Origin of the sequence: Comamonas denitrificans (assembly GCF_042654745.1) — a bacterium.
Lineage (GTDB): Bacteria > Pseudomonadota > Gammaproteobacteria > Burkholderiales > Burkholderiaceae_C > Comamonas > Comamonas denitrificans.
The window spans coordinates 13,060-39,603 of sequence record NZ_JBHSEY010000026.1; the positions used below are offsets into that span (position 1 = coordinate 13,060).

The window sequence follows — 26,544 nt, forward strand, 5'->3', positions numbered from 1 at the left end:
CGCTTACAGCTCTCTTTTTTATTGATTAACAACGTGCTGACGCGGGCTGGCTCAAGTGCGCATCAATGGCCAGCAAGGCCGCCAAGACGGCTTGGCTGGCCGCACCGGGGCAGCGCTGCGACCATTCATGTTCAGCCAGCGGGTGCACGCTGCAGGCACCGGGCAAGGGCGCTTGCGCATCCAGCAAGGCATGCAAGCGCGGCAAAAACACCCACTGCAGCCACTGCTCGATGTGCAAGGTATCCACCATAAACGGCAGGGGCGAGGCCAAGGCCTCGGCCGTGGGCGGCTGGGGCTGCCACAAATCGGCTGCGCGCATGGCCGCCTCCAGGGCGTGCAGCAGGGGGCGTAAATCGGCCGGGGTCGGCATGGTGTCGTGGGCAAAAGTCATGCCCGCGATTGTCCCGTTTCCGGGCTGGCACCGTGGGCTGGCGGGCTGTTCTACACTTGGCCCGCTATGCCACTACCTGCCCTGCACTCCCCCCGCACTCTGACTCCCACAACCCGCCGCCGCTGGCTTGTCGCTGCCACTGCCGCCGCTTTAAGCCTGCCCATCCAGGCCCAGGTGGAAGTGGGCAGTGCCTCGCGCATGCGCAGTTTGGTGCCGGCCGAGCAGTTAGAACAATCGGCCCAGCAGCAGTACGCACAACTGCTGCAAGAGGCCAAGGCCCAAGGCCGCTTGGTGCCCGCCAGCGATGCCCAGGTGCAACGCCTGCACGCCATTGCCCAGCGCCTGATCCCCTTTACCGCCCAGTGGAACCGCCGTGCCAGCCAATGGCAGTGGCAGGTGGCGCTGATTCGCAGCCCGGACATCAACGCCTTTTGCATGCCGGGCGGAAAAATCGCCTTTTACACCGGCATTTTGGACACCCTGCGCCTGACCGACGATGAGGTGGCCATGGTCATGGGCCACGAAATGGCCCACGCCCTGCGCGAGCACGCCCGCGAGCAGCTGGCGAAGAACTCGGCCACCAGCATCGGCATCTCGCTGGGAGCGCAGCTGCTGGGCCTGGGCGATATCGGCAACTACGCCGCCCAACTGGGCGGGCAGCTACTCAGCCTGAACTTCAGCCGCAGCGACGAAAGCGATGCCGACCTGGTCGGCCTGGAAATTGCCGCCCGCGCCGGCTACAACCCGCAAGCAGCCGTGCGCCTGTGGGAAAAAATGGGCCAAGCCACCGGCAACAGCACGCAAGGCCTGGCCTTTTTATCCACCCACCCCAGCGGGCCCCAGCGCATTCGGCAACTGCAGGCCAATGTACCCAAGGTGCAGGGCTTGTACGAGCAGGCTAAGCGGCGGTAAGAACGTGTTCATGGTCTCGAATGAAGCCGCGCCCGCACACCCATGAGGAGATCGTGAACACGTTCTTAGAACGTGTTCACGATCTCGAATGAAGGTGTGGGGGATGCGGTTCGGGATGGGTTGCGAGGCGCAAACCACAGCAATAGCTTGGCTATTGCGAGGATTTGCAACGACGCAGACCGCCCGAAGCCGCGCCCGCACACCCATGAGGAGATCGTGAACACGTTCTAAGCCCCGGTGCCTGGTCGGCAGGCGGGCAGCATCAGTTTTTCAACAACACGTTGCGGTACTGAATGGCCTCGGCCACATGCGCACTGGCGATGCCCTCGCCCCCGGCCAAATCCGCAATCGTGCGGGCCACGCGCAAGGTGCGGTGGGTGGCGCGGGCCGACCAGGCCAGGCGCTCGGCCGCTTTGTGCAGCAGGGCGTGCGCGGCGGGCTCCAGCTGCAGCACGGCTTCTAATTGCTGGCCGTGCAATTGCTGGTTCGCCCCGCCTTGGCGGGCCACGGCCCGCTGGCGCGCTTGCACCACGCGCTGGCGAATGGCCGCGCTGCTTTCCCCGGTGGGCGCTTGCAGCAGCTCTTGCGCTGGCAGCGCGGGCACGTGGACGTGCAAATCAATGCGGTCCAACAGCGGGCCGCTCAACTTGCCTTGGTAACGGCCAATTTGCTGCGGGCTGCAGCGACAAGGCCGCTGGGTGCTGCCATGAAAGCCACAGGGGCAGGGATTCATCGCCGCCAGCAGCTGAAAGCGGGCCGGGAACTGGCTGCTCAAGGCCGCGCGGGCAATGGTGATGTGGCCGTTTTCCAGCGGCTCGCGCAGCGCTTCCAGGGCGCTGCGGGCAAATTCCGGAAACTCATCCAAAAACAGCACGCCATGGTGGGCCAGTGAAATCGCCCCCGGCCGGGGCGGGGAGCCCCCGCCCACCAGCGCCACCGCGCTGGCGGTGTGGTGCGGGGCGCTGGTGGGGCGCAGGCCCCATTCCTGCGGGTCAAAGCGCCCGGCCAGGCTGGCCACGGCGGCGCTCTCCAGCGCCTCTTGCTCGGTCATGGCGGGCAGCAGGCTGCTAAAGCGCTGGGCCAGCATGGATTTGCCCGCCCCCGGTGGCCCCACCAGCAGCAGGCCGTGCCCGCCAGCGGCGGCAATCTCCAGGGCGCGTTTGGCTTGCACCTGGCCCTTCACATCGGCCAGATCGGGGCCGCTGGCGCGGTGGACGGGGGCTTGTGCGGTGATGCGCTGCCAGCCTTCGCCGCCGGGCTGGCCCAGCAAATGCGCCACCACATCGAGCAAATGCGCCGCACCAAACACCTGGGCGGCGGGGGCCAAAGCGGCTTCGCGGGCACTGTCCAGGGGCAAAACCAGGCGCTGATCGCCGCCGTGCAAGCTGCTGACCAGGCCGCCGCGCACCGGGCGCAGGGCACCGGAGAGGGACAACTCCCCGGCAAACTCCCAGCCGTGCAAAGCCTCCAGCGGAATTTGCCCGCTGGCGGCCAAAATCCCCAGTGCAATCGGCAGGTCAAAGCGGCCCGAATCCTTGGGCAAGTCGGCCGGGGCCAAATTGACGGTGATGCGCTTGTTGTTGGGAAACTCCAGCCCGCTGTTTTGCAAAGCACAGCGCACGCGCTCGCGGGCCTCTTTCACTTCCACATCGGCCAGCCCCACCAAACTCAGGCTGGGCAGGCCATTGGCCAGATGGACTTCCACCGTCACCGCCGGGGCGGCCAGTCCCAGCAGGGCACGGCTTTGAACACACGCAAGGGTCATGGCCCGCCTTTCTCAGTGCAAAAGTGGCCAATCTAATGCCCCCCTGGCGGCCCACCAAGGGGATTGACCCGTAGCCCCGGCGGCCATCTTCATGGCCAGCGTTCAAAAAATTCAAGCCGCCGCCCAGCCCGCCCGCTACCATCGCCCGCTATGGAAACCGCCTTGCACAACATTCTGGAGCGCGTACGCGCCGCTGCTGCCGATGCCACCCCTTTGCGCCTGTGTGGCGGGGGCAGCAAAGATTTTCATGGTCTGGCCCTGGAGGGCACGCCCCTGGATCTGCGCCCGCTGCGCGGCATCATCAGCTACGAGCCGACCGAGCTGGTCGTCACCGCCCGCGCCGGCACGCCGCTACAAGAGCTGCAGGCCACCTTGGCCCAAGCCGGCCAGGCCCTGGCCTTTGAACCCCCGGACTTTGCCCTGGGCGACAAGCAGCCCACCGTGGGCGGCATGGTGGCCGCCGGGTGGTCCGGCCCCGCGCGGGCCAGCAGCGGCGCGGTGCGCGATTTCGTGCTGGGCGTGGAAATCATCAACGGCCGGGGCGAGCTGCTGCGCTACGGCGGCCAAGTCATGAAAAACGTCGCGGGCTACGATGTCTCGCGCCTGATGGCCGGCAGCTGGGGCACGCTGGGCGTGATCACCGAGGTGAGCTTGAAAGTGCTGCCCGTGGCCCCGGCGCAAGCCACCTTGGTCTTTGCCATGAACGAGGCGCAGGCCCTGGAGGCACTGAACCGCTGGGGCGGCCAGCCCCTGCCGCTGAACGCCAGTTGCTGGGCACAAGGCCAGCTGTGGCTGCGCCTGTGCGGTGCCCAGGCCGCCGTGCAGGCCGCCTGCCAAAAACTGGGCGGCGAGCGCCTGCCCGACGACCAGGCCGCAGCCCTGTGGCACAGCCTGTGCGAGCAGCAGCACCCCTGGTTTGCCCAGCGCAGCGATGCCGATGCGCTGTGGCGACTGTCGCTGCCGCAAACCGCCGCCCCCCTGGCCCTGCCCGAGGGCCTGGCCGCACCGCTGATCGAATGGCACGGAGCCCAGCGCTGGGTGCAGGCCCCGCGCAGCATGGCCAGCGCCATCACCGCAGCGGCCCAGGCCGCTGGGGGCAGCGCCACTATTTTTAGAGCTGAACGCGCTGATCAATTAAGCAATTGGCCGATCTTTAACCCGCAAAGTGCCACTTTGCAAGCGGTGCATGCTCAGTTAAAAAAAGCATTTGATCCGCACGGCCTGTTGAACCCTGGCCGCACCGGCCTTTGAAGGAGCGACCATGCAAACCCATCTGGCCCCTGAATTTCAAGGCACCCCCGACGGCCTTGAGGCCGAAGCCATCCTGCGCAAATGCGTGCACTGCGGCTTTTGCACCGCCACCTGCCCCACCTACCAAACCCTGGGCGATGAGCTGGACGGCCCGCGCGGGCGCATCTACCTCATCAAACAAGTCATGGAAGGCACCGCGCCCACCCGTGCCACCCAGCTGCACCTGGACCGCTGCCTGACCTGCCTGAACTGCGAAACCACCTGCCCCAGCGGCGTGCAATATGGCCGCCTGATCGACATTGGCCGCAAAGTGGTCGATGCCAAGGTGCAGCGCCCCCTGGGCGAACGCCTGCAGCGCTGGGCGCTGAAAGAGGGCTTGAGCTCGCCCCTGTTCGCCCCGGCGATGAAGCTGGGCCAAGCCGTGCGCAGCCTGCTGCCCGAGGGCATCCGCGCCAAGGTGCCCGCCAAAAGCGAACACGGCGCTTGGCCGGCACAGGAGCACCCGCGCAAGGTGCTGCTGCTGGCCGGTTGCGTGCAACCGGCGATGCTGCCCAACATCAACTACGCCACCGCCCGGGTGCTGGATGCCGTGGGCATCCAGACCGTGGTCATCGACCAGGCCGTGTGCTGCGGCGCGGTGAAATTTCACCTGAACGACCAAGAAGGCGGCAAAGACCAGATGCGAGCCAACATTGATGCCTGGTGGCCGGCCGTGCAAGCCGGTGAGGTCGAAGCCATTGTGAGCAACGCCAGCGGCTGCGGCGTGATGATCAAAGACTACGGCCACGCCCTGCGCCTGGATGCGCAGTACGCCGACAAAGCCGCCCGCATCAGCGCCCTGGCGCGTGACCTGGCACAGCTTTTGCCCGACCTGCTGCCGGAGCTGGTGGACAAGCTCGCCGGCAAGGCCCAGCTACCGCCAGCGGCCATGGCCTACCACCCGCCCTGCACCTTGCAGCACGGGCAAAAACTCAAAGGCGTGGTGGAAGCCAACCTGAGCAAACTGGGCTTTACCCTGAAAACCGCGCGCACCGAAGCGCACCTGTGCTGCGGCTCGGCCGGCACCTATTCCGTGCTGCAGGCCGACATCTCACAACAACTGCGCAAGCGCAAGCTAGGCGCTTTGGGCGAAGCCTTTACCGACGACAGCCCGCCAGCGGCCATCCTCTCGGCCAACATTGGCTGCATCAGCCACCTGCAGGCCGGCACCAGCATTCCGGTGCGGCACTGGGTGGAGGTGCTGGACGAGGCGCTGGCACGCTAAGACCGTACTCAGGCCGTACTCAGGCCACGCCCTCAGTGCCCGGCAAAGTCCACCAAGGTGAACAGCGGCAGCTGCCCCACGGTTTGCAGCAGTGTGGAGCCGCCCAATTCGGGCAAATCCACAATGGCGGCCCCTTCCATGACGGTAGCGCCCAGTTTCTCCAGCAGCTTTTTGCCCGCCATCATGGTGCCGCCGGTGGCAATCAGATCGTCGATGAGCAGCACCTTGTCGCCCGGCCGCACGGCATCGGTGTGCAGCTCGACGGTGGCGCTGCCGTATTCGAGTTCATAGGTTTCCTCCACCGTGGTGAAGGGCAACTTGCCTTTTTTGCGGATCGGCACAAAGCCCACGCCCAGTTCGTAGGCGATGACCGAGCCGATGATGAAGCCGCGCGCATCCAGCCCGGCCACCACATCGGGGCGCATGGCTTTGTCCATGTAGCGGTGGACAAAGGCATCAATCAGCACCCGAAACACTTTCGGGTCTTGCAGCAGCGGGGTGATGTCCCGAAACTGCACCCCCGGCGCGGGCCAATTGGGAACGGTGCGAATGTGTTCGCGCAAATAGTCGTGGACGCTGGAGGAATGCATAGGGCTGGCGTTGGGTTGGGTGCGCAAAAGCGCAGAACAAAGAAGCGGCTGCGAGTGTAGCCGCCCAGCGCCTAAAATCGCCGCCTATGACTGATGGCACCTCCCCTATCCCGCACGTGAACGGCTCCCAAGCGCTGGCCACGGCCCGCGCCACCTTACAAATTGAAATTGCCTCGCTGCACGCACTGGCCGAGCGCTTGGACGAACACTTCGTCGCGGTGGTGCAGGCCATTCTGGCGCTGCGCGGGCGGGTCATCGTCATGGGCATGGGCAAAAGCGGCCATGTGGGGCACAAGATTGCCGCCACGCTGGCCTCGACCGGTACGCCCGCCTTCTTCGTGCATCCCGCCGAGGCCAGCCATGGCGACCTGGGCATGGTGCGCGGCAGCGATTTGGTGCTGGCCCTGTCCAATAGCGGTGAGAGCCATGAAATCACCGACCTGCTGCCCGTGCTCAAACGCCAGGGCGTGCGCGTAGCCGCCATGACGGGCAACCTCCAGTCCACCTTGGCCCAGCACGCCGATTGGGTGCTGGACACCAGCGTCGAGCGCGAAGCCTGCCCGCTCAACCTGGCCCCCACGGCCAGCACCACCGTGCAACTGGCCCTGGGCGATGCCCTGGCCACCGCTTTGCTCGATGCCCGGGGCTTTCAGGCCGAGGACTTTGCCCGCTCCCACCCCGGCGGCTCGCTGGGCCGACGGTTGCTGACCCATGTGCGCGATGTCATGCGCAGCGGCAGCGAACTGCCTCGGGTGCAGGCGCACGACGATTTCTTTACCGTGATGCGTGAAATGAGCGCCAAAAACCTGGGGGCGGCCATCATCGTCGATGCCAACAACCAAGTGCTGGGTATTTTTACCGACGGGGACTTGCGCCGCCGTCTGGAGCAAGGGGCCGATTTGCGCCAGGCCAGCGCCCAGGATTTAATGCACCCGCGCCCGCGCACCATTGCCCCGCATGTGCTGGCCACCCAAGCTGCCCAAATGATGGAGCAGCACGGCATTACCAGCGTGGTCGTGGTCGATGGCGCCAACACCTTGGTCGGCCTGGTGCATATCCGTGACCTGATGCTGGCCAAAGTTATTTAACCCCCCGCTCTATGCCTAAAAACTACACAGCCCCCGCCCTGCACTTTCCCCCGGAACTGCTCTTACAAGCCCAGCCGGTGCGCGTGGTGTTTTTCGATGTCGATGGGGTGCTCACCGATGGCGGTTTGTATTTCAGTGAAGCGGGCGAATCCCTCAAGCGCTTTCACACCCTGGATGGCCATGGCATCAAACTGCTGCAGCAAGCGGGCATTACCCCGGCGGTCGTCACGGGGCGGGACAGCGCTCCACTGCGCCTGCGCCTGCAGCAATTGGGCGTGCGCCACGCCATTTTTGGCACCGAGGATAAATTGCCCGCCGCCCAGCAAATTTTGAACACCCTGGGCCTGGATTGGTCGCAAGCGGCCGTCATGGGCGACGATTGGCCCGACCTGCCCATGCTGCGCCACTGCGCCCTGGCCTGCGCCCCGGCCAACGCCCATCCGGAAAACCTGGCGCTGGCCGATTGGGTCAGTGACTTTGCTGGCGGCCAAGGGGCCGTGCGCCAGCTGTGCGATCTGCTGCTGATGGCCAGCGGCCAGTACCGCCGTTTGCTGGAGCAGTATTTGCCATGAAAACCACCCTGTCCGACCGGCTGAGTTTGTACCTGCCCATCGTGCTGATGGGGCTGCTGGCCCTGGGCAGCTGGTGGCTGGTGCGCTCCGCCCCCCGCCCCCTGGCGGCCCAAGCGGTGGCGCTGCCCGAAAACCAACAAGACTACACGGTGGAAGATTTTTCCACCCAACAATTTGCCGCTGACGGGCACTTGACCAGCCAGATTTGGGGCCAGCAAGCGCGGCATTATTTGCAAGCCGATATTTTAGAAATTGACCAAGTGCGCACCCGCAGCCAAGGGGCGCAGGGCGTGCTCACCACCACCTCGGCCCAGCGCGGCATTAGCAACAGCGATGCCTCTGAAGTGCAGCTGTGGGGCACTGCCAAGGTGGAGCGCCACTACCCCAACGGCAAGCCACCCATGGTGCTGGAAGGAGAATTTTTGCATGCCTGGCCTCAGCTGGAGCGCCTGCGCTCTCACCTGCCGGTGACCCTCACCCGGGGGGGCAGCCGCTTTACCGGCAACAGCCTGGAATACGACAACGCCCGCCAAGTGGCGCTCTTGCAAGGCCGGGTGCGCGGGCACATCGAAGCGCCAAAGCGCACGCGCTAGCCTTGGCCGCTGGCCGAACGTGCTGCGCGATGGCCAGACGTAACAAGGCAGACGTAAAAAAAGAGCCTTGCGGCTCTTTTTTTTGAGATTGCGAACAGGTGCGCAATCTACAGCGCGTGCTTAGTAGCTGCTGCGACGGTTGTAACCGCCGCCGTTGTTGCCACCGCCAAAGCCGCCGCTGCGGGGAGGACGGGGCTCCATCGGGCGAGCGATGTTCACCACCAGATCGCGGCCACCCATGTTTTGGCCGTGGGTGCCTTCGATAGCGGCTTGGGCTTCAGCTTCGCTGCCCATTTCCACAAAGCCAAAACCTTTGGAGCGGCCGGTGTCGCGCTCCATCATGACTTTGGCGCTTTGCACCGCACCGAATGCGCTGAAGGTCTGTTCCAGATCTTGATCGCGGAAAGAGTAGGGCAGGTTGCCTACGTAAAGTTTGTTGCCCATGACAGGACTCCTGAAAGAAAAAAAGAAACGCGATGGAGTCCTGACCAGAATCACACTAAGACAAGAGACGCAAACGCACTCGCTCTTGTGCCCGTGCACGCCGAGAGCGCGGCCATTATCGAGGATATCCACAAGGCTGCTGCAGGTTTTTTCGGGTAATTCGTGCTCTATACAACACCTGTGTTTAGCCCGGCGGCGGCGGCGTTGGGTGATAGGCAGGCTTTTTAGGAGGTGTTTTTGCGCGTCTGGGGTGCTTTCCAGCAAGGCTGCAGCTTCTGCAAGCACAATGCGCGCCCTTATGGATGCTTTGCTTATTTCAACAATGATTGTGGCGCTGGCCGAGATGGGCGATAAAACCCAGCTGCTGGCGCTGGTGCTGGCCGCGCGCTTTCAAAAACCGTGGCCCATCGTGGCGGGGATTTTGATCGCCACCGTGGCCAACCACGCCCTGGCCGGGGCCGTGGGCGTATGGATAACGCAATGGCTGGGGCCAGACATGCTGCGCTGGGTGCTGGGGCTGTCGTTCATCGCCATGGCGCTGTGGATGCTGGTGCCCGACAAACTGGACGATGCGGGCATCAAAGAGCACCCCGGCTGGGGCGTGCTGCTGACCACCACGGTGGCGTTTTTCTTGGCCGAGATGGGCGATAAAACCCAGGTGGCCACCGTCATGCTGGCCGCGCAGTACCAAGCCTTTGTGTGGGTCGTCATCGGCACCACGCTGGGCATGCTGCTGGCCAATGCGCCGGTGGTGTGGCTGGGCCACAAGCTGGTGCGCCGGGTGCCGCTGCGGCTGGTGCATGGCATCTCGGCCGCGATTTTTGCTGTGTTAGGGGGGCTGGCCTTGCTGGCGCCGGTGCTTGGAGTATGATGGCCCGCCTAGTTTTTACTAGCTAGTCGCGCCGATTTGCACCAGCTTGCGGGCGCTTTATAAATTCCGCTAAAGACCCGTCCGACGCGATGTTTTCTTTCCCTTCGCCCCGGCCTCGTTTTTAGCGATGCCGGGTTTTTTTATGTCTTTGATCGCCACCCCCCAAACCATGCACTTCCCCGAGGTGCTGCCGCTGCAAAGCGGGGCCAGCATTCGGGATTACCAGTTGGTGTACGAAACCTATGGCCAGCTCAACGCGGACAAATCCAATGCCGTGCTGGTCTGCCACGCCCTGAACGCCTCGCACCACGTTGCCGGGGTGTACCCCAATGAGGAGAAAAGCGAGGGCTGGTGGGACAACATGATCGGCCCAGGCAAGAGCGTGGATACGAACAAATTTTTCGTTATCGGTGTGAACAACCTGGGCTCGTGCTTTGGCTCCACCGGGCCCAAAGACATCAACCCCGACACCGGCACGGTGTACGGTGCCGATTTTCCGGTGGTAACGGTAGAAGACTGGGTCAATGCCCAGGCCCGGCTGCTGGACCGCCTGGGCATCGGGCAACTGGCCGCGGTGCTGGGCGGCAGCCTGGGCGGCATGCAGGCGCAGTCGTGGACGCTGCAGTACCCCGAGCGCATGCGCCACGCCGTGGTGGTGGCCAGTGCGCCCAATCTGACGGCCGAGAACATCGCCTTCAACGAGGTGGCGCGCCGGGCCATCGTCACCGACCCGGATTTTCACGGCGGCCACTTCTACCAGCATGGCGTGGTGCCGGCGCGGGGGCTGCGCATTGCCCGCATGATTGGCCACATCACCTACCTGAGCAACGATGTGATGAACCAAAAATTTGGCCGCCAGCTGCGCGAGGGGCTGGAGTTGAAGTACAGCACGCAAGACATTGAGTTCCAAATTGAGAGCTATCTGCGCTACCAGGGCGACAAGTTCAGCACGTATTTCGATGCCAATACCTATCTGCTCATTACCCGGGCGCTCGATTATTTTGATCCTGCCCGCGCATTTGGCGGCCAATTGGCCCAGGCCTACGCCCGCGCCAAGGCCAAGTTTTTGCTGATCAGTTTTTCTACGGACTGGCGTTTTGCGCCCGAGCGCTCGCGCGAGATCGTCAAAGCCCTGCTCGACAACGGCCGCCAGGTCAGCTATGCCGAGATCGACGCGCCGCACGGTCACGATGCCTTTTTGCTGGACGACCCACGCTACATGGGCGTGATGCGCTCCTATTTTGAGAACATTGCCACCGAATTGACCAAGGAGGGCGTATGAGCGATACCGCCACCATGCAGGCCATTGCGGCCCTGATTCCCGCCGGGGCGCGGGTGCTGGACCTGGGCTGCGGCGAAGGGGCCATGCTCGATTTTCTGCAACGCCAGCGTGGCTGCACCGGCTACGGTGTGGAGCTGGACGATGCCAACGTGCTGGCCTGCGTGCGCCGGGGCGTGAATGTGCTGCAGCTCAACTTGGAAGACGGCCTGGCCATGTTCGAGGACAACAGCTTTGACGTGGTGCTGCAGATCGACACCCTGCAGCACCTGCGCAACGCCGAGACCATGCTGCAGGAAACCGCCCGCATCGGGCGCAGCGGCATCGTCGCCTTCCCCAACTTTGCCCACTGGCCCAACCGCCTCTCGGTGCTGCGCGGGCGCATGCCGGTCACGCGCCACCTGCCCTACCAGTGGTACGACACGCCCAACATCCGCGTCGGCACGTTCAAAGACTTTGAGGTGCTGGCCACGAAAAACCGCCTGCGCATCCTGGACGCCTTCGGCCTGAACAACGGCCAGATCGTGCGCCGCCTGCCTAACCTGTGCGCCAGCCGGGCGGTGTTCCACTTTGAACACGCTTGAATAAAAAGAGCTGCTTGCGCTGATAAACAAACAATTTCAAAGGCAAAACGCTTTGAAAGACAATAAAAATCAGCGCAAACAGCTATGCATAAAACCAATCATGCCCCTGCGCTTAGAACGTGTTCTTAGGCCAGCCGCCCCGCATCGGCCCCGTACATCTCCAGGGCAATGCGCACCACGGTGGCCACTTCCTCGCCCACGGCGGCGGTAAATTCGGCCTCGGCCTGGGCGGTGGCGCGGGCAAAGCCCTGGTACCACTGCAGGCCGCTGGCGGTGTAGCACACCCGCTTGGCGCGGCGGTCCAGCGGGTCGGGGCGGCGCTCGACCAGGCCCCAGGCCTCGCACTGGTCAATCAAATCGGCCATGGCCTGCTTACTCATGCCCGCGCGGTCGGCCAAATCGGTCAAGCGGTCGCCCTGCGGGCTTAAATGCCGGGTGATGTGCAGGTGGGCGGCGCTGACCTTGTCGCGCTCGGCCAAGTTCGATAGCGCCAGCGGCACGGCCGTATCCTGCACCATCAGCGCCCGCACGCGCTGGTCAAATTGGCGCAGGGCATGGCCCAGCAATTGGCCCAGATGGGTTTGTCGCCAAGCATCTGCGTGCGGGTTATTTTGCAGCATGGTCAGTTTTCCTAAAAATCAAACAAACTGACTAAATTATAGCTATCTCTTGTTTTACATTACTGTTCATTCGTCCAGTCACTGTATTTTTAAACAGGAGTTTCCCCATGAACGCCACCGCCCGCACCCCTGCCGCCGCCCCCTCGGAAGAAAAAGCCAAAGCCCTGGCCGCCGCCCTGGCCCAAATTGAAAAGCAATTTGGCAAAGGCACCATCATGAAGCTGGGCGAGGGCGAGGTGGTGGAAGACATCCAGGTCGTCTCCACCGGCTCGCTGGGGCTGGACGTGGCCCTGGGCGTGGGCGGCCTGCCGCGCGGCCGGGTGATTGAAATTTACGGCCCCGAATCGTCCGGCAAAACCACGCTGACCTTGCAAGTGATTGCCGAGATGCAAAAAATCGGCGGCACCTGCGCCTTCATCGATGCCGAGCACGCGCTGGACACCAGCTACGCGCAAAAACTGGGCGTGAACTTGAATGAGGTGCTGATTAGCCAGCCCGACACCGGCGAGCAGGCGCTGGAGATTGTCGATAGCTTGGTGCGCTCGGGCGCGGTCGATTTGATTGTGATCGACTCGGTCGCGGCCCTGGTGCCCAAAGCCGAAATCGAAGGCGAGATGGGCGACAGCCTGCCTGGCCTGCAAGCGCGCTTGATGAGCCAGGCGCTGCGCAAACTGACCGCCACCATCAAAAAGACCAATTGCACCGTCATCTTCATCAACCAAATCCGCATGAAGATTGGCGTGATGTTTGGCAGCCCGGAAACCACCACCGGCGGCAACGCGCTAAAGTTTTACGCCTCGGTGCGCCTGGACATTCGCCGCACCGGCAGCATCAAAAAGGGCGACAACGTCATCGGCAACGAAACCAAGGTCAAAGTGGTGAAGAACAAAGTCTCGCCGCCGTTCAAAACCGCCGCGTTCGACATTTTGTTTGGCGAGGGCATCAGCCGCATGGGCGAGATCATCGACATGGGGGTGGAGGCGAAAATTTTGGATAAATCCGGCGCTTGGTACGCCTACAACGGCGAAAAAATTGGCCAAGGCCGCGACAACACCCGCGAATTTTTGAAAGAAAACCCGGCCCTGGCCGCCGAAATCGAAAACAAAGTGCGCGCACACCTGGGCGTGGCCCCGGCCGCTGGTGCGGCTCCAGCCGCCGCCGATGCCGCCGAAAAACCCGCCAAACCGACCAAGGCCAAAAAAGGCGAGGTCGATGAGGACGGTGTCATCCTGTAATGGCCGCCGCGCCCTTGAGCCTGACGGCCCGGGCGCTGCGTCTGCTCGCCCAGCGCGAGCATTCGCGCCTGGAGCTGCAGCGCAAGCTGCAGCGCTTTGTGCAACCGGCGGCAGAGCAATCGGCAGCAGAGGAAGGCGCAGCAGAAACTGCGCCCAGCCAGCGCCCAGCCCATGCCGATGGGGCCGCGCCCATGCCAACCGCAGAAGAGTTGGCCGCCGTGCTGGACAAGCTCGAAGCCAAAGGCTTTATCCAGCCTGAGCGCGTGGCCCAATCCGTGCTTTACCGCCGCGCCCCCAAGCTGGGCAGCCAGCGGGTGCTGCAAGAGTTGCGGCAAAAAGGCTTGGATGAAGCCATCGTGCGCCAAGCCGCCGATACCTTGCGCGACACCGAGCACCCACGCTGCTGGGCGGTGTGGCAACGCAAATTTGGGGAGGTGGCCAGCACGCCCCAGGAGCGCGCCCGGCAGATGCGCTTTTTGGCCAGCCGGGGCTTTGCGATGGAGGTGATTGGCAAAGTGGTGCGCGGGCAGGCACCGCACGAGGATGAGGCCGAAGATTAAGCGCCGGCGCTAGGGGGCCGGGGCCCCCTTGGGCCACAGCACCCACAGGCGCAAATCCTGCTTGGTACGGCCCGCAATGTCGCCCGCAATCTCACCCGAACCCATGAAGTAATCGGCCCGCACGGCCCCCACAATGGCGCTGCCCGTGTCTTGGGCCAGCACCAAACGGTTCAAGGCCTGTGTGGGACCGCTGCTGGAGAGCCACACGGGCGTGCCATACGGAATGCTGCGCCGGTCCACGGCAATCGAGCGCTCGGCGGTCAGCGGCACGCCCTGCGCCCCTTTGGGGCCAAAGTTGCTGCTGACTTCATCCAGCGCCTCTTCCCGAAAGAACACATAGCGGGGGTTGCTCCACAGCATCTCTTGCACGCGGCTGGGGTTGGCCTGCGTCCAGGCGGTGATGCCTGGCCACGTGGCATCGCGCACCAGGCCCCGCTCCAACAGCCATTTGCCGACGCTGCGGTAGGGGTGGTCGTTGGTGGCGGCAAAAGCGGCCCGCACTTGGCGCTGGCGGCCATCGGGCTCGGTCATGTTCAAACGGCCAGAACCTTGGATGTGCAAGACGAGCACTTTGACCGGGTCGTCCAGCCAGGCAATCTCATGCCCGGCCAAGGCCGCCTGCACGCTGGGGGACGATTCAATTTGCTGGCGCGACAGCCAGGGCTTGCGCTTGCCAAAGCCCTCCACCCCCACGGGGGCGGCGTACAAGGGGTAGCGAAACACGGGGTCGGGCTGGCGCTGCGCATTAAAAAATGGCTCGTAATACGCCGTCAGCATGCCGTTGCTGTTACCGCTGTGGTCTTCCACCCGGTAGGGCTGCATATGCGTTTGCAGCCAGTGCCAAATTTGGGCGGTATTGGCCAGGCCCAGGCGGCGAATGTCTGGGCACAAACGGGCCAGCGCGGCCGGCGGCGCGGTGCAGCTGTGCTGCCAGGCTTGCAGGGCTTGGTGCACATCGTCCTCGGCCAGGCCGGGCAGTTCGGCCCAGCGCACCGGCACCCAGCGGCTGCCTGGGCGGGCAATGGGCGGGGGCAGCGGCGCTGTATCGGGCACCATGCCCGTGGGCAGCGGGGGCACTTTGTCAGCCATAGGGATATCGCCTTTGCGCGGCGTGGAGCAGGCAATCAAACTACCTACAATGAGCAGCAGCAAGGCGCGGGGAAAAAAGGATGCGGTCATGGGGCCGATTTTGCGCCAATCTGCGCCTTGTCCATTGGCAATCTGTATTGCTTTGATCGTGTGTACCGGCCCTGCTGGCCCGAGGAAAGGACTTTTGTATGCGCAAAATGATGACCATGACGGCCACCGCATTGGTGGCAGTTTTAACGGTAAGCGGCTGCGCCGATACCGGCATGTCCGATACCCAGCGCCGCACGGCCATTGGCACGGGCGTGGGTGCGGTGGCCGGCGCGGTGATTGCCTCGGCCACGGGCGGTAAAGCGGGGGTGGGTGCGGTGGCCGGCGCAGCCATTGGCGGCATTGGCACCTATATCTGGTCGGCCAATATGGAAAAGCGCAAGCGCGAGATGCAGGAGGCCACCCAAGGCACAGGCATTGGCGTGAGCCAAACGGCAGACAACCGCTTGAAGCTGGACATCCCCAGCGATGTTTCGTTTGACACCGGCCGCTACGACATCAAGAGCAATTTCGCCCCCATCTTGAATCGCTTTGCCGATGGCCTGCGCAGTACGCCGAATTACACGGTGGACATCATTGGCCACACCGACAGCACCGGCAGCGATGCGGTGAACAACCCGCTGTCGATCAACCGCGCCAATGCCACACGCAATTACTTGATCAATCGCGGTGCGGATAGCACGCGCATCTACACCGAAGGGCGTGGCTCGCGCGAGCCAGTGGCCAGCAACGCCACCATCGAAGGCCGCGCCCAAAACCGCCGCGTCGAAATCTACATGGGTGAAGTGGCACCCCAGCAGCGCTAGGCAACGCTCTTAATTCAAGCGCTCCACCCCCAGCAGCTTGCAGGCATGGATGGCGTTGCGCAGGGCGGCGATGGCCTCGTAACGGGTAAAGCTGCGCCGCCACACCAGGCTGACGCGGCGCTTGGGCGGGGCGCTGCCGTCGGGCTCCACAATCGGCAGGTAGCGGATGTAGGGCTCGTCCGAGCGGCGACGGCGCGGGCTTTGCAGCGCATCGTTGGCCACCGACAGGCGCGGCACCAAGGTCACGCCCATGCCGGCGGCGACCATGTGCTTGATGGTTTCGAGTGAAGAGCCTTCAAAGCTGCGGCGAATGCCTTCGGCGTTGCTGGCGTAGCGGGCAAATTCGGGGCACACCTCCAGCACGTGGTCGCGAAAGCAGTGGCCCGCGCCCAGTAGCAACATGGTTTCATTTTTCAGCTGTTGGGTGCTGATGGATTCTTGCTGGGCCAGGGGATGGGTGCTGGGCACGGCGGCCAAAAACGGCTCGTCGTACAGCGGGGCGATGGCCAGGCCCGTATCAGGAAAGGGCTCGGCCAAGATGGCGCAGTCGATCTCGCCGGTGCGCAGCATTTCCAGCAGTTTGACGGTGAAGTTCTCCTGCAGCATGAGCGGCATTTGCGGCGTGCGGGCAATGGACTGGCGCACCAAATCGGGCAGCAAATACGGGCCGATGGTGTAAATCACGCCCAGGGTGAGCACCCCGGCCAGGGGGTCTTTGCCGCGCTTGGCGATTTCTTTGATTTCAGCCGCTTGGTCCAGCACGGTTTGCGCCTGGCGCACGATGTCTTCGCCCAGGGCGGTGATGGTCACCTCGTTGGAGCTGCGCTCAAAGATTTTGACATCCAGCTCTTCTTCGAGTTTTTTGACGGCCACCGACAGCGTCGGTTGCGAGACAAAACAGGCTTCGGCGGCACGGCCAAAGTGCCGCTCCCGGGCCACGGCGACGATGTATTTGAGTTCGGTGAGCGTCATAACTATTTTTTGCTATCAAAGAAACGGTTTGTATCACGCATTCCAATGCAATGGCGCGGCAAGGTGGGGGCTTTGGGGCCCTTGCCACGGTTCATGCCTTGAGGTATTCAGCCTTGCTGCCCAGCCAGCGCTCGATGTGCTGCTGCGCTTGGCGCGGATACTGCTGCAGCATCTGCGGGGCCAGTTCCCGCGCCCACTCCAGCAGGGCCATGTCTTGCTCCAGATCGGCAAAGCGCAGCATGGCCGCCCCCGATTGGCGGGCCCCGAGGAATTCGCCCGGGCCGCGAATTTCCAAATCACGCCGGGCGATTTCAAAGCCATCGTTGGTTTCGGCCATGGCACGCAGGCGCTCTTTGCCGTTGTCCGAGAGCTTGCCGCTGTCGCCCACCGAGTACAGCAGCACGCAGGCCGAGGCCACCGCCCCGCGCCCCACGCGCCCGCGCAGCTGGTGCAGTTGCGACAGGCCAAAGCGCTCGGCGTGCTCAATCACCATCAAGGAGGCATTGGGCACGTCCACCCCCACCTCGATCACCGTGGTGGCCACCAGCAGGCCCATCAGGCCGCTGGCAAACATCTGCATCACGGCTTTTTTCTCGGCCGGGCTCATGCGTGAATGCAGCAAGCCGACCAGCACGCCGGGCAGGGCGGCGCTCAGCTCAGCGTGGGTGGCGGTGGCGTTGCTCAAATCAAGGGTTTCGCTTTCTTCGATCAGCGGGCAGACCCAATACACCTGCCGCCCTTGGGCCAGCTGGGCGGCCAGGCGCTCGATCAATTCATCTTTGCGGCTGTCGGGCAGCACGCGGGTGACGATGGGGGTGCGCCCAGGGGGCAGCTCATCAATCACCGAGACATCCAAATCGGCGTAATAGCTCATGGCCAGGGTGCGCGGAATGGGCGTGGCGCTCATCATCAGCAAATGCGGCTCCAGCTTGGCATGGGCCAATTTTTGCCGCAGCGCCAGGCGCTGGGCGACACCAAAGCGGTGCTGCTCATCAATCACCGCCAGCGCCAGGTTCAAAAACTGCACCTGCTCTTGAATTACTGCATGCGTGCCCACCACCAAGGCCGCTTGGCCACTGGCGATGATCTCCAGCATGGCGGTGCGCTCTTTCTTTTTTTGCGCCCCCGACAGCCAGGCCACCTGCTTGCCCAGCGGGGCCAAAATAGGCTCCAGCCAACCCACCAGCTTGGCAAAGTGCTGCTCGGCCAGGATTTCGGTGGGGGCCATCAGGGCGCACTGCCAGCCCGCGGCAATGCACTGCATCGCCGCCAGAGCGGCGACCACGGTTTTGCCCGAGCCGACATCGCCCTGCAGCAGCCGGTGCATGGGTTGGGTGCGGGCCATGTCGGCGGTGATTTCTTGCACCACGCGCTGCTGCGCGGCGGTCAGGGCAAAAGGCAGGGCCGCGAGCAATTGGCTGACGATGGCTGCCTGCTGCGCCGTGGGCTGCAAGGGCGGCGCGGCCAGGCGGGAGCGCTCTTGCCGCGCTTGGTATTGCGAGAGCTGCTGGGCCAGCAGCTCCTCGGCCTTGAGCCGCTGCCAGGCGGGGTGGCTGTGGTCTTGCAAGGTATCGAGCGCCACCTGCGGGGTGGGGTTGTGCAAAAACAAGAGTGCTTCGCGCAGACTTAATAAAGGTTTTAAGGCATTTCCATCCCAATAGTTAGGAATAGGCGGCGGTGCGTGCTCTGGTAATGTTTCTGGCAGCGCCACCCGCTGCAGCGCACTGGCCACGGCGCGGCGGATGTAGGCCTGCGGCAGCCCATGGGCCACAGGGTAAATCGGGGTGAGTGCCTGGGGCAGCGCCCCTTCGGGCTTTTTATAGGTGGGGTGCAGCATTTGCCGCCCCCAAAACCCCCCCTTGACCTCGCCGCGAATGCGCCAGCGCGTGCCCACGGCCATGGCTTTTTGCTGCGAGGCGTAGAAGCTGAAAAACGTCAGCTGGCAGGTGGCGCTGCCGTCATCAACGGTGATTTTGAGCATCCGCCGGGGGCGCAATTGCACCTCGCAGTCGGTCACAGTGGCCTCGATCTGCACGGTGTCGCCCTCGCGGGCGTTTTTCAGCAAAGTGATGCGCGTTTCATCCTCGTAGCGCAGCGGCAGGTGCAGGGCCAAATCAATATCGCGCACCAGCCCCAGCTTGCGCATGGCCTGCTGCGCCGGGCTGGGTTTGGCGGCGTTTTTGCTGGCCGCTGCTACGGGGCGATCACTCGAAGAAACAGGCATACATTCTTAACAGTTGCGATGATTTTTAAGCGCTTTTACGGGCTAATATGCGAAGTAACATTTTCTCGATTTTGGGTATTTAGCACGTGTTTAAGAAAATCACCGTTCAACAACTGCGTTTAGGGATGTATATCCACGCTCTGGGGGGCGCGTGGATTCACCATCCCTTTTGGCGCAGCACCTTCGTCTTGGACGATGCTGAAGACTTGCAGCAACTCAAAGCGAGCGCCGTACCCGAAGTATGGATTGACCTGAGCAAAGGGCTGGACGTGCTGGACGATCGCCAGTCCCCCGTGCACCCCATTGAAACCACCCCGCCCGACATCACCGCCCCTGACCTGCTGGGCACCGAGCCCACACCGCTGGGCCAGGAAATTGCCCAGGCCCGCGCCCTGTGCGCCCAGGCCCGCGATGCCGTGATGGCCATGTTCAGCGAAGCGCGCATGGGCCGCACCGTGAACATGGAGAAAAACTCCATTCTGGTGCAAGAAATCACCAACTCGGTGCTGCGCAACCCCGATGCCTTGATCAGCGTTGCCCGCCTGAAAACCGCCGACAACTACACCTATATGCACTCGGTGGCCGTCAGCGCCCTGATGGTGGCCCTGGCCAAGCAACTGGGGTTTGATGAAGCCAAAATCCACCAAGCCGCCATGGCCGGTCTGCTGCACGACATTGGCAAAGCGCAAGCGAACCTGCACATTCTGAACAAACCCGGGGCGCTGACCGACGACGAGTTCGCCCACATGAAGCGCCACCCCGTGGCCGGTTACGAGCTGCTCAAGCACACCATTGCCGACCAGGCCGTGCTCGATGCCTGCCTGCACCACCATGAGCGCATTGATGGCCGGGGCTACCCGCACCGCTTGCAGGGCGATGCGGTCTCGGAGCTGGCCCGCATGAACGCCATCTGCGATGTGTACGATGCGATTACCTCTAACCGCCCCTACAAACATGGCTGGTCCCCCGCTGTGGCGCTGCAGCGCATGGCCCAGTGGTGCCATGGACATTTGGACAATCACCTGTTCAGCGCCTTTGTCAAAGCCTTGGGGGTGTACCCCATTGGCAGCTTGGTGCGCCTGAACAATGGCGAGCTGGCGGTGGTGTATGCGCCGTGCGCAACCAACCTTTTGACCCCCAAAGTGGTGCGCTTTTACGACACCACGCGCAACCAGTTTCTCTGCCCGCCCAAGGCGACCGATTTATGCTGCGTCGCCCATCTGCGGATTTTGCAGCGCGAAGACCCCGACCACTGGTCCTTCCCCGACCTGGACAACATCTGGCAAGCCGCCGCAGCGCAAGAAACCACGGCCTGCCCCGTCCTGGAATAAAAACGCAAAAGCGCCCCCTGCCTGCTGCACGGGGCGCTTTGCATTCGGGCTTTCCCCGGCTACCGCGCTATCCCGCCACCCAGCGATTGCGCCCCTGATTTTTTGCACGGTACAGCGCCGCATCGGCACAGGCCAGCAGGGCGGCAGAACCGCTGGCGTTGTCCGGGCCGGCATAGGGAATTTGTGCGCACACGCCCACGCTGATGGTGACCACCGGTGCTGCTGGCGAGGCCTGGTGGGCAATGCCCAGCTGGGCCACGGCCTCCACCATGCGCTGGGCCACCTGCTGGGCCCCCTCCAGATTGGTATCGGGCAGCAGCACCACCAGCTCTTCGCCACCATAGCGGGCCACCAAATCCGAGGTGCGGTACAGGCAACCGGTCAGGGCTTTGGCAATTTTTTGCAAGCAGGCATCGCCATGCAAATGGCCGTAATGGTCGTTAAAGGCTTTAAAACAATCCACATCCACCATCAGCACCCCCACGGGGCGCTCGCCGCGCAGGGCCAGGGCGCACACCTGCTCCAGGCGCTCATGAAAATGGGCGCGGTTGGCAATGCCCAGCAAGCCATCGGTGCGGGCCATGGCGCGCAGGCGGGCCATGGCCGCCTCCAACTCCTGGGTGCGCTGCACCACCCGGTCTTCGAGGGTTTGGTTGGCCTGGGCCAGCTGCATGTTTTGTGTGGATACGACCGTGTACAGCTTGCCAATCAAGCGCAGCAGCGCCTGGGTGCCATTGTCATGAAACTTGGTTTCAAACTCATAGGCATCGGCCGGGCTAATGCCTTCATGAATCGCCGCAATTTGCCGCGCCATGGATTGGTCAATGCCCAAAATATGCAGGCCCAACCACGAGGTTAAAAACCCCAGCAAGGTCGCGCTGGGGTCCCCCATGGCGCTGCGCTGCGCCCACAAAACTTGCACTTGGTCAATAAACTGCTGGTGCATATTGCGGTGGTTTTCCACATGGCGGGTGTCCACGGCGTACTGGGCCATCAGCTCTTCTTCTTCGCGGAAGTGGTATTCGGTGTAGGCCAAGAGGCGGCCATACACATCGGCCAGCAGACCATCGCTGTCGCCGCTGGGGGCCAGCACCGCCTGGTTCAGTTCATTGAACAAATCCACCAGCACATGGTGTTGCTGATCAACGTGGTCAAACCCCGTGATAAAGCTGTCATCCCAAATGAATGCGTTGCCCATGGTCACCACCTTGCCTCCCTTTTTTACACGCGCTTTTTGAGCCCGCCAGTGTAGAACCCATAGTGACAAGTTTCCTGATATCCATCAAGCACCCGGGTGGCAATTTTTCTCCTTCCATGGGCAAACCCTAGTCACAAAAAGCATCTGCAGGTTTTGCGACAATCGCCGCCTTATTGTTTCTTGGTACGGGCGTTGTTCCGCCCTCAAGCCTTTTTTGCTTTATGCCTGCCCAACGCTTTACCCTGCGTGATTTTGATTTCGAGTTGCCCGCGCAGCTCATCGCCCAGCACCCCTGCGCCCAGCGCAGCACCTCGCGCCTGCTCGATGGCCGCGGCCAGCCTCCCGTAGACCGCATCTTTCACCAACTGCCCGACCTGCTGCAAAGCGGTGATTTGCTGGTGTTTAACGACACCCAAGTGGTCAAAGCCCGTGTTTTTGGCGAAAAAGCCAGCGGCGGCAAATTAGAGCTGTTGATTGAACGCGTGCTGCCCGGCGGCCACGAGGTGGTGGCCCACATGAAAGTGAGCAAAAAACCCCTGCCCGGAGCCCGCCTGCATTTGTGCGGCGGCCTGCAACACGGTGGCTTTGATGCCACGCTGCTGGGCCGCTGGCCCGAGGCCGACGGCCCCCTGTTTCACCTGGCGCTGCACGGCCCACAAGAGGCCACTGCCTGGCAATTGATGGAGCAGCACGGCCACCTGCCGCTGCCGCCCTACATTGAGCGCCAGCAAGCCAGCGGCCACAACCCCGATGCGGCCGAAGATGGCGAGCGCTACCAAACCGTTTTTGCCCGCCAGCCCGGCGCAGTGGCCGCGCCCACGGCCGCCTTGCACTTTGATGCGGGCGTGCTGGCCGCCCTCCAGGCCAAAGGGGTGGAGACGGCCAGCGTCACCCTGCACGTGGGTGCAGGCACCTTTCAGCCCGTGAAAACCGAAGATTTAAGCCAGCACCAGATGCACAGCGAGTGGTACGACATCCCGCTGTCCACCCTGGCCGCCCTGGAGCGCTGCCGCCAGCGCGGGGGCCGGGTGCTGGCGGTGGGCACCACCAGCGTGCGCACGCTGGAGTCGTGGGCCGCCAGCGGCAACACCACGGGCGATACCAACATCTTTATCACCCCGGGCTTTCAATTTCAGGTGGTGGATTTGCTGCTGACCAACTTTCACTTGCCCAAAAGCACGCTGATGATGCTGGTCAGCGCCTTTGCCGGGTACGAGCACATTCAGGCGCTGTACCAGCACGCCATTGGGCAGCAGTACCGCTTTTTCAGCTATGGCGATGCCATGCTGCTGCAGCGCCAGTAAGAACGTGTTCATGATCTAAGCCGCCCCCCGGCTCAATAGCCGTGCTGCTGGCGAAAGGCCCGGGCCGCGCTGAAGTGGCCATTGCCAATAAAGGGCTGCGGCGGGCGCAGGGCCGACAGGGGCGAGGGGTGGTTGCTGGTCAGCACCAGGTGCCCCCGGTCCGCAGGAATCAGCCGCTGCTTGGCTTGCGCATGGCTGCCCCACAGCATAAATACGGTGGGCGGCCCCTGCTCGGCCACCTGGCGGATGATGGCATCGGTGAGCACCTCCCAGCCTTTGCCGGCGTGGCTGGCGGGCTGGCCCTCTTCCACGGTCAGGCAAGTGTTGAGCAGCAGCACGCCGTTTTGCGCCCAGCGCACCAAACTGCCGCCGGGCTGGGGAAAGGCCGGCAAGGGCTGGCCCAAATCACGCTGCAGCTCTTTGAAAATATTGCGCAGCGAGGGCGGCAAACGCACCCCTGGCGCTACCGAAAACGCTAACCCCTCGGCCTGGCCGCGCCCGTGGTAGGGGTCTTGCCCCAGGATGACCACGCGCACGGCGGGCGCATCGGTCAGCGCCAGCGCCCGCAGGGGCTCAGGGGGAAAGATGACCGCGCCCGCCGCTTGGCGCTGCTGCAAAAATGTTTGCAGCGCTTGCCCCGCAGCACTGGCAAAAAACTCGGCCACCAAGGGCTGCCACCCAGGGGCGACGGGCCATTGCGCAGGGTCGGCGTGCAGGAGTTGATCGGCAGCGCAAGGGGGTAACAGGGAAGAAGTCATAGATCAATTTTGATAGCTTTTACCGCTTGTATTTCAACATTTTTCTGGCGATTGATTGCTTATATATTGATTTTAAAGCGGCATCAGCTCACTTTTCATGATTTCCAGCGTGTACCTGATTGCGCCCAGCTTGCTTGGCCGCGTACAAATGGGCATCGGCCTGGGCCAGCAATTGCTCCGGGCGGGCATCGGCGCTGGGCACAACGGCCGCCACCCCAATGCTGATGGTCACATGCGCGGCCACTTGTGAGCCGGCATGGGGCCGCTGCAGCGCCCGCACTGCCGCGCACAAGGCTTGGGCCTTGGCATGTGCGCCCTCCAAGCTGCATTCGGGCAACAGGCAGACAAATTCTTCACCGCCATAGCGGGCGATCAAGTCGTAGGACCGGTTCAAGCCGCTGGGCAGCACCTTGGCCACGGCTTGCAGGCAGGCATCGCCTTCGGGGTGACCATACAAGTCGTTGTACTGCTTGAAAAAATCAATGTCCATCAGCAGCAGCGCCAAGGGCTGGCCGCTGCGCACGCCACGCTGCCATTCGGCCTGCAGCGCTTGGTCAAACTGGCGGCGATTGGGCAGGCCGGTCAGGGCATCGATAAAGGCCATTTTCTCCAGCGCTTCGCTGTGCGCTTGCTCGGCCGTGCGATCGACAAAGGTCACAAGCAGGCTACTGCCAAACTGCACGCCGCCGATGGCAATCGTCAGCACGTTGCCGTTGGCGGCGGTGATGCGGTACTCCTGGCTGGGGATGTAGCCATCGTGCGTGGCGGCATGGGCCAGTGCTTGCCGCCATTCGTGGCCGACCTGGCTGCGGTAAGCCGGATCGGGGTAGGCGAAAACGGCCCACTCATCCATGCTGGGCACCTGGCTTTCGGTGTAGCCAAAGTAATCCAAAAAGCGCTGATTGCGAAAGTAAATATGGCGTGATTCATCCACCATGCACAGCGCCACCGGCATGGCGTGCAGGAGGTGCTGGAGCATGCGCTGCGCCTCTTCTAGCTCCATGGCCTGGTGTTTTTGCTCGGTAATGTCCTGGATATAGCCATGCCAGAGCACGGCCCCGCTCTCCAGTGGCTGCGGCCGGGCCACACCGCTGACCCAGCGCTCGCCCCGCCCAGGCAGGCACACCCGGTATTCCTGGCGCCACAGGGTGAGCTGTTGGGCCGACTCGACAATGGTTTTGGCCACGCGCAGCGCATCGTCCGGGTGAATCACGCTGCTGGCTTTGCGCTCGGTGGGCGGCAGCTTGAGATTGGCGCTAAAGCCATAAATATCTTCCCCGCCCTTGCTGACGTAGGGAAAGTGGCTGGTGCCATCGCTCTCCAGCTGAAACTGGTAAATCATGCCGGGCACGTTTTGCGTCAAATGCTCAAAGCGCTCGCGCAGGCGCCGCTCTTCGGAGACATCGGTGTTCGTGCCGACGATGCGCACAATGCGCCCCTGCGCATCGCGCGACAGCACCCGCCCCTTGCCCTGCACCCAGCGGTAGCTGCCATCTTGGCAGCGCAGGCGGTACACGCAGTCGTAATCGTCCCGCCCGTTTTCACACTCCGCCCAGGCCGCTTTGGTGCGCCCCACATCGTCGGGGTGGATGCGCATCGTCCATTCGGCAAAGGTGTTGCCAATCTGCGCATCCTCGTAGCCCAATTGGGCTTTCCAGGCCGAGGAAAAATACACCTGCTCGGTCTGCAAATTGGCATCCCACACGCCCTGGCCAGTGGCGATCAGCACGGCGTGCCACAAATTGCTCAGCGCCTGGTCTTTGTCGTGCAGGGACTGCTCTTGGCTGCGCAAATTCTGTTGCATCACGCGCAGGCCAAACACCACCACCATGCCCACCAGCAGATAAAACGCCAGGGTCACCCACACCGTCGTGCGCCACGAGGCAAAAATCGCCGGCAGTGTGCGCCCCACGGCCACCACCAGCGCATGGTTCATGGGCAGGTCCGCCGGTTGCACCGTGGTGATGGCCACCATCCGCTCAGGCTCATCCGGGCGCAGCACCCCTTGCAACACCGCTTGCCGGGCACCACTGGCCTGGAACTGCCGCAGCATGGGCGTGGGCCCATACTGCGGTGCTTGCAGGTCTGAGCCCTGCTGGTTTTGCCAGACAAAGCGCCGCCCCAGGGGGTGAATCACCGTGGCGTACATGTCCGGGGCATAGAGCACTGAGCGCAGCAGGGTGGACAAATCTTCGGGGTAGAGCGCCATCACCACCACCCCGTCAAACCCCCCTTCGGCATTGACCACGGGCCGAACAATGGGCAGCACCCACATGGCAGGCTCTGGCGCAAACGGCTCGCCCACAATCAAGGTGTTGAGCACGATGCTGCTTTTGGCCGTTTGAAAGTAGGCCCGGCTGCTCAAATCGCGGCCAATCAACTCCAAACGGTTGCTGGCCTGCACCCGGCCTTGGCCATCCAACCACAAAATGCCGCCCACCCCCACCATGGCATCGGCCAGGGCCTGAATACGCTCTTGCGCCCGATTTTGGTCCGATCCTAAGGCACGGGTTTGGGCAATGGCATCAAGAATGCTGGCCAGCCCCTTGTCAATCGATTGCAGCTGCCGCGCCAAGTTGTCATGAATCACGCTGGCTTGCTGGGCCAGGCGCTCACGCTCGCTGGCAACCAGGGTGTCCCGCTCCCACACCAAGGCTGCCCCCAGCAACACCCCCAGCGCCACACCCACCCACAGCAACCACCACCACTCTCGGCGGTAACGGTCACGGGGAGGAAGCAAGAGGGAGCGCAGCACAAGCAATCACTTTACAAAAGGTCACAAATTTTAAAGAGCA

General features: G+C 63.2%; 25 protein-coding genes. 14 read left to right on the forward strand and 11 right to left on the reverse strand.

Features of this window, described 5'->3' with window-relative positions; translation table 11 throughout:
• Window positions 1-25: 25 nt before the first annotated feature.
• Window positions 26-391, reverse strand: coding sequence for a YqcC family protein (locus tag ACFO24_RS06310; RefSeq protein ID WP_377737549.1), 366 nt, complete (start codon window positions 389-391; stop codon window positions 26-28).
• Between the two features lie 66 nt (window positions 392-457).
• On the opposite strand from ACFO24_RS06310, the gene ACFO24_RS06315 reads away from it, so the two are divergent.
• Window positions 458-1,303, forward strand: a complete 846-nt coding sequence (locus tag ACFO24_RS06315; protein ID WP_377737550.1) for a M48 family metallopeptidase — start codon at window positions 458-460, stop codon at window positions 1,301-1,303.
• 262 nt (window positions 1,304-1,565) lie between these two features.
• Here ACFO24_RS06315 and ACFO24_RS06320 read toward each other — a convergent pair whose 3' ends face one another.
• The gene (locus ACFO24_RS06320) at window positions 1,566-3,068 is read right to left on the reverse strand and encodes a YifB family Mg chelatase-like AAA ATPase (protein ID WP_207574317.1); all 1,503 of its coding nucleotides are present in this window, start codon (window positions 3,066-3,068) and stop codon (window positions 1,566-1,568) included.
• A gap of 150 nt (window positions 3,069-3,218) precedes the next feature.
• On the opposite strand from ACFO24_RS06320, the gene glcE reads away from it, so the two are divergent.
• On the forward strand, window positions 3,219-4,319 hold the full coding sequence (glcE, locus tag ACFO24_RS06325; protein ID WP_377737551.1) for a glycolate oxidase subunit GlcE: 1,101 nt from the start codon (window positions 3,219-3,221) through the stop codon (window positions 4,317-4,319).
• Between the two features lie 10 nt (window positions 4,320-4,329).
• Entirely contained in the window at window positions 4,330-5,583 is a 1,254-nt protein-coding gene (gene glcF, locus ACFO24_RS06330; protein WP_377737552.1) for a glycolate oxidase subunit GlcF, read from the forward strand.
• Window positions 5,584-5,615: 32 nt separating this feature from the next.
• Here glcF and ACFO24_RS06335 read toward each other — a convergent pair whose 3' ends face one another.
• The gene (locus ACFO24_RS06335; protein ID WP_207574314.1) at window positions 5,616-6,173 is read right to left on the reverse strand and encodes an adenine phosphoribosyltransferase; all 558 of its coding nucleotides are present in this window, start codon (window positions 6,171-6,173) and stop codon (window positions 5,616-5,618) included.
• A gap of 86 nt (window positions 6,174-6,259) precedes the next feature.
• On the opposite strand from ACFO24_RS06335, the gene ACFO24_RS06340 reads away from it, so the two are divergent.
• Genes ACFO24_RS06340 through lptC form a run of 3 tightly spaced genes read left to right on the forward strand, consistent with a single transcriptional unit; the run spans window position 6,260 to window position 8,426 of the window.
• A complete protein-coding gene (locus tag ACFO24_RS06340; RefSeq protein ID WP_377737553.1) occupies window positions 6,260-7,261 on the forward strand; it encodes a KpsF/GutQ family sugar-phosphate isomerase in 1,002 nt (333 codons plus the stop codon).
• Between the two features lie 11 nt (window positions 7,262-7,272).
• On the forward strand, window positions 7,273-7,833 hold the full coding sequence (locus ACFO24_RS06345; protein ID WP_377737554.1) for a KdsC family phosphatase: 561 nt from the start codon (window positions 7,273-7,275) through the stop codon (window positions 7,831-7,833).
• On the forward strand, window positions 7,830-8,426 hold the full coding sequence (lptC, locus tag ACFO24_RS06350) for an LPS export ABC transporter periplasmic protein LptC (protein ID WP_377737555.1): 597 nt from the start codon (window positions 7,830-7,832) through the stop codon (window positions 8,424-8,426). The genes ACFO24_RS06345 and lptC overlap by 4 nt, the downstream gene beginning before the upstream one ends.
• A 120-nt stretch (window positions 8,427-8,546) precedes the next feature.
• On the opposite strand, the gene ACFO24_RS06355 is transcribed toward lptC, so the two are convergent.
• Window positions 8,547-8,870 (reverse strand): RNA recognition motif domain-containing protein, encoded by a 324-nt coding sequence (locus ACFO24_RS06355; RefSeq protein WP_207574310.1) that lies wholly within the window; start codon window positions 8,868-8,870, stop codon window positions 8,547-8,549.
• A gap of 298 nt (window positions 8,871-9,168) precedes the next feature.
• On the opposite strand from ACFO24_RS06355, the gene ACFO24_RS06360 reads away from it, so the two are divergent.
• From ACFO24_RS06360 to metW, 3 genes are all read left to right on the forward strand, one after another.
• Complete coding sequence (locus ACFO24_RS06360) at window positions 9,169-9,741, forward strand: TMEM165/GDT1 family protein (protein ID WP_377737556.1); 573 nt, start codon at window positions 9,169-9,171, stop codon at window positions 9,739-9,741.
• Between the two features lie 142 nt (window positions 9,742-9,883).
• Window positions 9,884-11,023, forward strand: coding sequence for a homoserine O-succinyltransferase MetX (metX, locus tag ACFO24_RS06365; RefSeq protein ID WP_377737557.1), 1,140 nt, complete (start codon window positions 9,884-9,886; stop codon window positions 11,021-11,023).
• Window positions 11,020-11,604 (forward strand): methionine biosynthesis protein MetW, encoded by a 585-nt coding sequence (gene metW, locus ACFO24_RS06370; protein WP_377737558.1) that lies wholly within the window; start codon window positions 11,020-11,022, stop codon window positions 11,602-11,604. Before metX ends, metW begins: the two co-directional genes overlap by 4 nt.
• A gap of 125 nt (window positions 11,605-11,729) precedes the next feature.
• Here the strand turns inward: metW and ACFO24_RS06375 are convergent, their stop codons facing one another.
• Window positions 11,730-12,224: a MarR family winged helix-turn-helix transcriptional regulator gene (locus ACFO24_RS06375; RefSeq protein WP_377737559.1), complete on the reverse strand. Its 495-nt coding sequence runs from the start codon at window positions 12,222-12,224 to the stop codon at window positions 11,730-11,732.
• Window positions 12,225-12,331: 107 nt separating this feature from the next.
• On the opposite strand from ACFO24_RS06375, the gene recA reads away from it, so the two are divergent.
• Window positions 12,332-13,459 carry a recombinase RecA gene (recA, locus tag ACFO24_RS06380; RefSeq protein ID WP_207574305.1) on the forward strand — a complete coding sequence of 376 codons (1,128 nt, stop codon included), beginning with the start codon at window positions 12,332-12,334 and terminating at the stop codon, window positions 13,457-13,459.
• Window positions 13,459-14,019, forward strand: a complete 561-nt coding sequence (locus ACFO24_RS06385) for a regulatory protein RecX (RefSeq protein WP_377737560.1) — start codon at window positions 13,459-13,461, stop codon at window positions 14,017-14,019. Before recA ends, ACFO24_RS06385 begins: the two co-directional genes overlap by 1 nt.
• 9 nt (window positions 14,020-14,028) lie before the next feature.
• Here ACFO24_RS06385 and mltA read toward each other — a convergent pair whose 3' ends face one another.
• Window positions 14,029-15,198, reverse strand: a complete 1,170-nt coding sequence (gene mltA / locus ACFO24_RS06390) for a murein transglycosylase A (protein WP_207574303.1) — start codon at window positions 15,196-15,198, stop codon at window positions 14,029-14,031.
• Between the two features lie 98 nt (window positions 15,199-15,296).
• Here mltA and ACFO24_RS06395 point away from each other — a divergent pair, with 98 nt between their 5' ends.
• Window positions 15,297-15,962, forward strand: a complete 666-nt coding sequence (locus ACFO24_RS06395; protein WP_377737561.1) for a YiaD family glycine zipper/OmpA-like lipoprotein — start codon at window positions 15,297-15,299, stop codon at window positions 15,960-15,962.
• A gap of 9 nt (window positions 15,963-15,971) precedes the next feature.
• On the opposite strand, the gene ACFO24_RS06400 is transcribed toward ACFO24_RS06395, so the two are convergent.
• Both ACFO24_RS06400 and recG read right to left on the reverse strand, forming a co-directional pair.
• The gene (locus ACFO24_RS06400) at window positions 15,972-16,934 is read right to left on the reverse strand and encodes a LysR substrate-binding domain-containing protein (protein WP_377737562.1); all 963 of its coding nucleotides are present in this window, start codon (window positions 16,932-16,934) and stop codon (window positions 15,972-15,974) included.
• 91 nt (window positions 16,935-17,025) lie between these two features.
• Complete coding sequence (recG, locus tag ACFO24_RS06405; protein ID WP_377737563.1) at window positions 17,026-19,158, reverse strand: ATP-dependent DNA helicase RecG; 2,133 nt, start codon at window positions 19,156-19,158, stop codon at window positions 17,026-17,028.
• A gap of 86 nt (window positions 19,159-19,244) precedes the next feature.
• Here recG and ACFO24_RS06410 point away from each other — a divergent pair, with 86 nt between their 5' ends.
• A complete protein-coding gene (locus ACFO24_RS06410; protein WP_377737564.1) occupies window positions 19,245-20,489 on the forward strand; it encodes an HD-GYP domain-containing protein in 1,245 nt (414 codons plus the stop codon).
• Window positions 20,490-20,556: 67 nt separating this feature from the next.
• Here ACFO24_RS06410 and ACFO24_RS06415 read toward each other — a convergent pair whose 3' ends face one another.
• Window positions 20,557-21,687, reverse strand: coding sequence for a bacteriohemerythrin (locus ACFO24_RS06415; RefSeq protein WP_377737565.1), 1,131 nt, complete (start codon window positions 21,685-21,687; stop codon window positions 20,557-20,559).
• A gap of 221 nt (window positions 21,688-21,908) precedes the next feature.
• Between ACFO24_RS06415 and queA the strand changes: the two genes are divergently transcribed.
• Window positions 21,909-22,991 carry a tRNA preQ1(34) S-adenosylmethionine ribosyltransferase-isomerase QueA gene (gene queA, locus ACFO24_RS06420; RefSeq protein WP_377737566.1) on the forward strand — a complete coding sequence of 361 codons (1,083 nt, stop codon included), beginning with the start codon at window positions 21,909-21,911 and terminating at the stop codon, window positions 22,989-22,991.
• Window positions 22,992-23,023: 32 nt separating this feature from the next.
• On the opposite strand, the gene ACFO24_RS06425 is transcribed toward queA, so the two are convergent.
• Window positions 23,024-23,749: a uracil-DNA glycosylase gene (locus ACFO24_RS06425; protein ID WP_377737567.1), complete on the reverse strand. Its 726-nt coding sequence runs from the start codon at window positions 23,747-23,749 to the stop codon at window positions 23,024-23,026.
• Window positions 23,750-23,837: 88 nt separating this feature from the next.
• The gene (locus ACFO24_RS06430; RefSeq protein ID WP_377737568.1) at window positions 23,838-26,504 is read right to left on the reverse strand and encodes a diguanylate cyclase domain-containing protein; all 2,667 of its coding nucleotides are present in this window, start codon (window positions 26,502-26,504) and stop codon (window positions 23,838-23,840) included.
• Between the last annotated feature and the right edge of the window lie 40 nt (window positions 26,505-26,544).

Coding starts and splice junctions, on each gene's coding strand:
- metX (WP_377737557.1), top strand. CDS start 9,884: ATGTCTTTGATCGCCACCCCCCAAACCATGCACTTCCCCGAGGTGCTG.
- ACFO24_RS06345 (WP_377737554.1), top strand. CDS start 7,273: ATGCCTAAAAACTACACAGCCCCCGCCCTGCACTTTCCCCCGGAACTG.
- ACFO24_RS06360 (WP_377737556.1), top strand. CDS start 9,169: ATGGATGCTTTGCTTATTTCAACAATGATTGTGGCGCTGGCCGAGATG.
- ACFO24_RS06340 (WP_377737553.1), top strand. CDS start 6,260: ATGACTGATGGCACCTCCCCTATCCCGCACGTGAACGGCTCCCAAGCG.
- glcE (WP_377737551.1), top strand. CDS start 3,219: ATGGAAACCGCCTTGCACAACATTCTGGAGCGCGTACGCGCCGCTGCT.
- ACFO24_RS06315 (WP_377737550.1), top strand. CDS start 458: ATGCCACTACCTGCCCTGCACTCCCCCCGCACTCTGACTCCCACAACC.
- ACFO24_RS06355 (WP_207574310.1), bottom strand. CDS start 8,870: ATGGGCAACAAACTTTACGTAGGCAACCTGCCCTACTCTTTCCGCGAT.
- ACFO24_RS06395 (WP_377737561.1), top strand. CDS start 15,297: ATGCGCAAAATGATGACCATGACGGCCACCGCATTGGTGGCAGTTTTA.
- ACFO24_RS06375 (WP_377737559.1), bottom strand. CDS start 12,224: ATGCTGCAAAATAACCCGCACGCAGATGCTTGGCGACAAACCCATCTG.
- metW (WP_377737558.1), top strand. CDS start 11,020: ATGAGCGATACCGCCACCATGCAGGCCATTGCGGCCCTGATTCCCGCC.
- ACFO24_RS06335 (WP_207574314.1), bottom strand. CDS start 6,173: ATGCATTCCTCCAGCGTCCACGACTATTTGCGCGAACACATTCGCACC.
- ACFO24_RS06400 (WP_377737562.1), bottom strand. CDS start 16,934: ATGACGCTCACCGAACTCAAATACATCGTCGCCGTGGCCCGGGAGCGG.
- ACFO24_RS06385 (WP_377737560.1), top strand. CDS start 13,459: ATGGCCGCCGCGCCCTTGAGCCTGACGGCCCGGGCGCTGCGTCTGCTC.
- ACFO24_RS06415 (WP_377737565.1), bottom strand. CDS start 21,687: ATGGGCAACGCATTCATTTGGGATGACAGCTTTATCACGGGGTTTGAC.
- ACFO24_RS06320 (WP_207574317.1), bottom strand. CDS start 3,068: ATGACCCTTGCGTGTGTTCAAAGCCGTGCCCTGCTGGGACTGGCCGCC.
- mltA (WP_207574303.1), bottom strand. CDS start 15,198: ATGACCGCATCCTTTTTTCCCCGCGCCTTGCTGCTGCTCATTGTAGGT.
- ACFO24_RS06310 (WP_377737549.1), bottom strand. CDS start 391: ATGACTTTTGCCCACGACACCATGCCGACCCCGGCCGATTTACGCCCC.
- ACFO24_RS06425 (WP_377737567.1), bottom strand. CDS start 23,749: ATGACTTCTTCCCTGTTACCCCCTTGCGCTGCCGATCAACTCCTGCAC.
- recA (WP_207574305.1), top strand. CDS start 12,332: ATGAACGCCACCGCCCGCACCCCTGCCGCCGCCCCCTCGGAAGAAAAA.
- glcF (WP_377737552.1), top strand. CDS start 4,330: ATGCAAACCCATCTGGCCCCTGAATTTCAAGGCACCCCCGACGGCCTT.
- lptC (WP_377737555.1), top strand. CDS start 7,830: ATGAAAACCACCCTGTCCGACCGGCTGAGTTTGTACCTGCCCATCGTG.
- recG (WP_377737563.1), bottom strand. CDS start 19,158: ATGCCTGTTTCTTCGAGTGATCGCCCCGTAGCAGCGGCCAGCAAAAAC.
- queA (WP_377737566.1), top strand. CDS start 21,909: ATGCCTGCCCAACGCTTTACCCTGCGTGATTTTGATTTCGAGTTGCCC.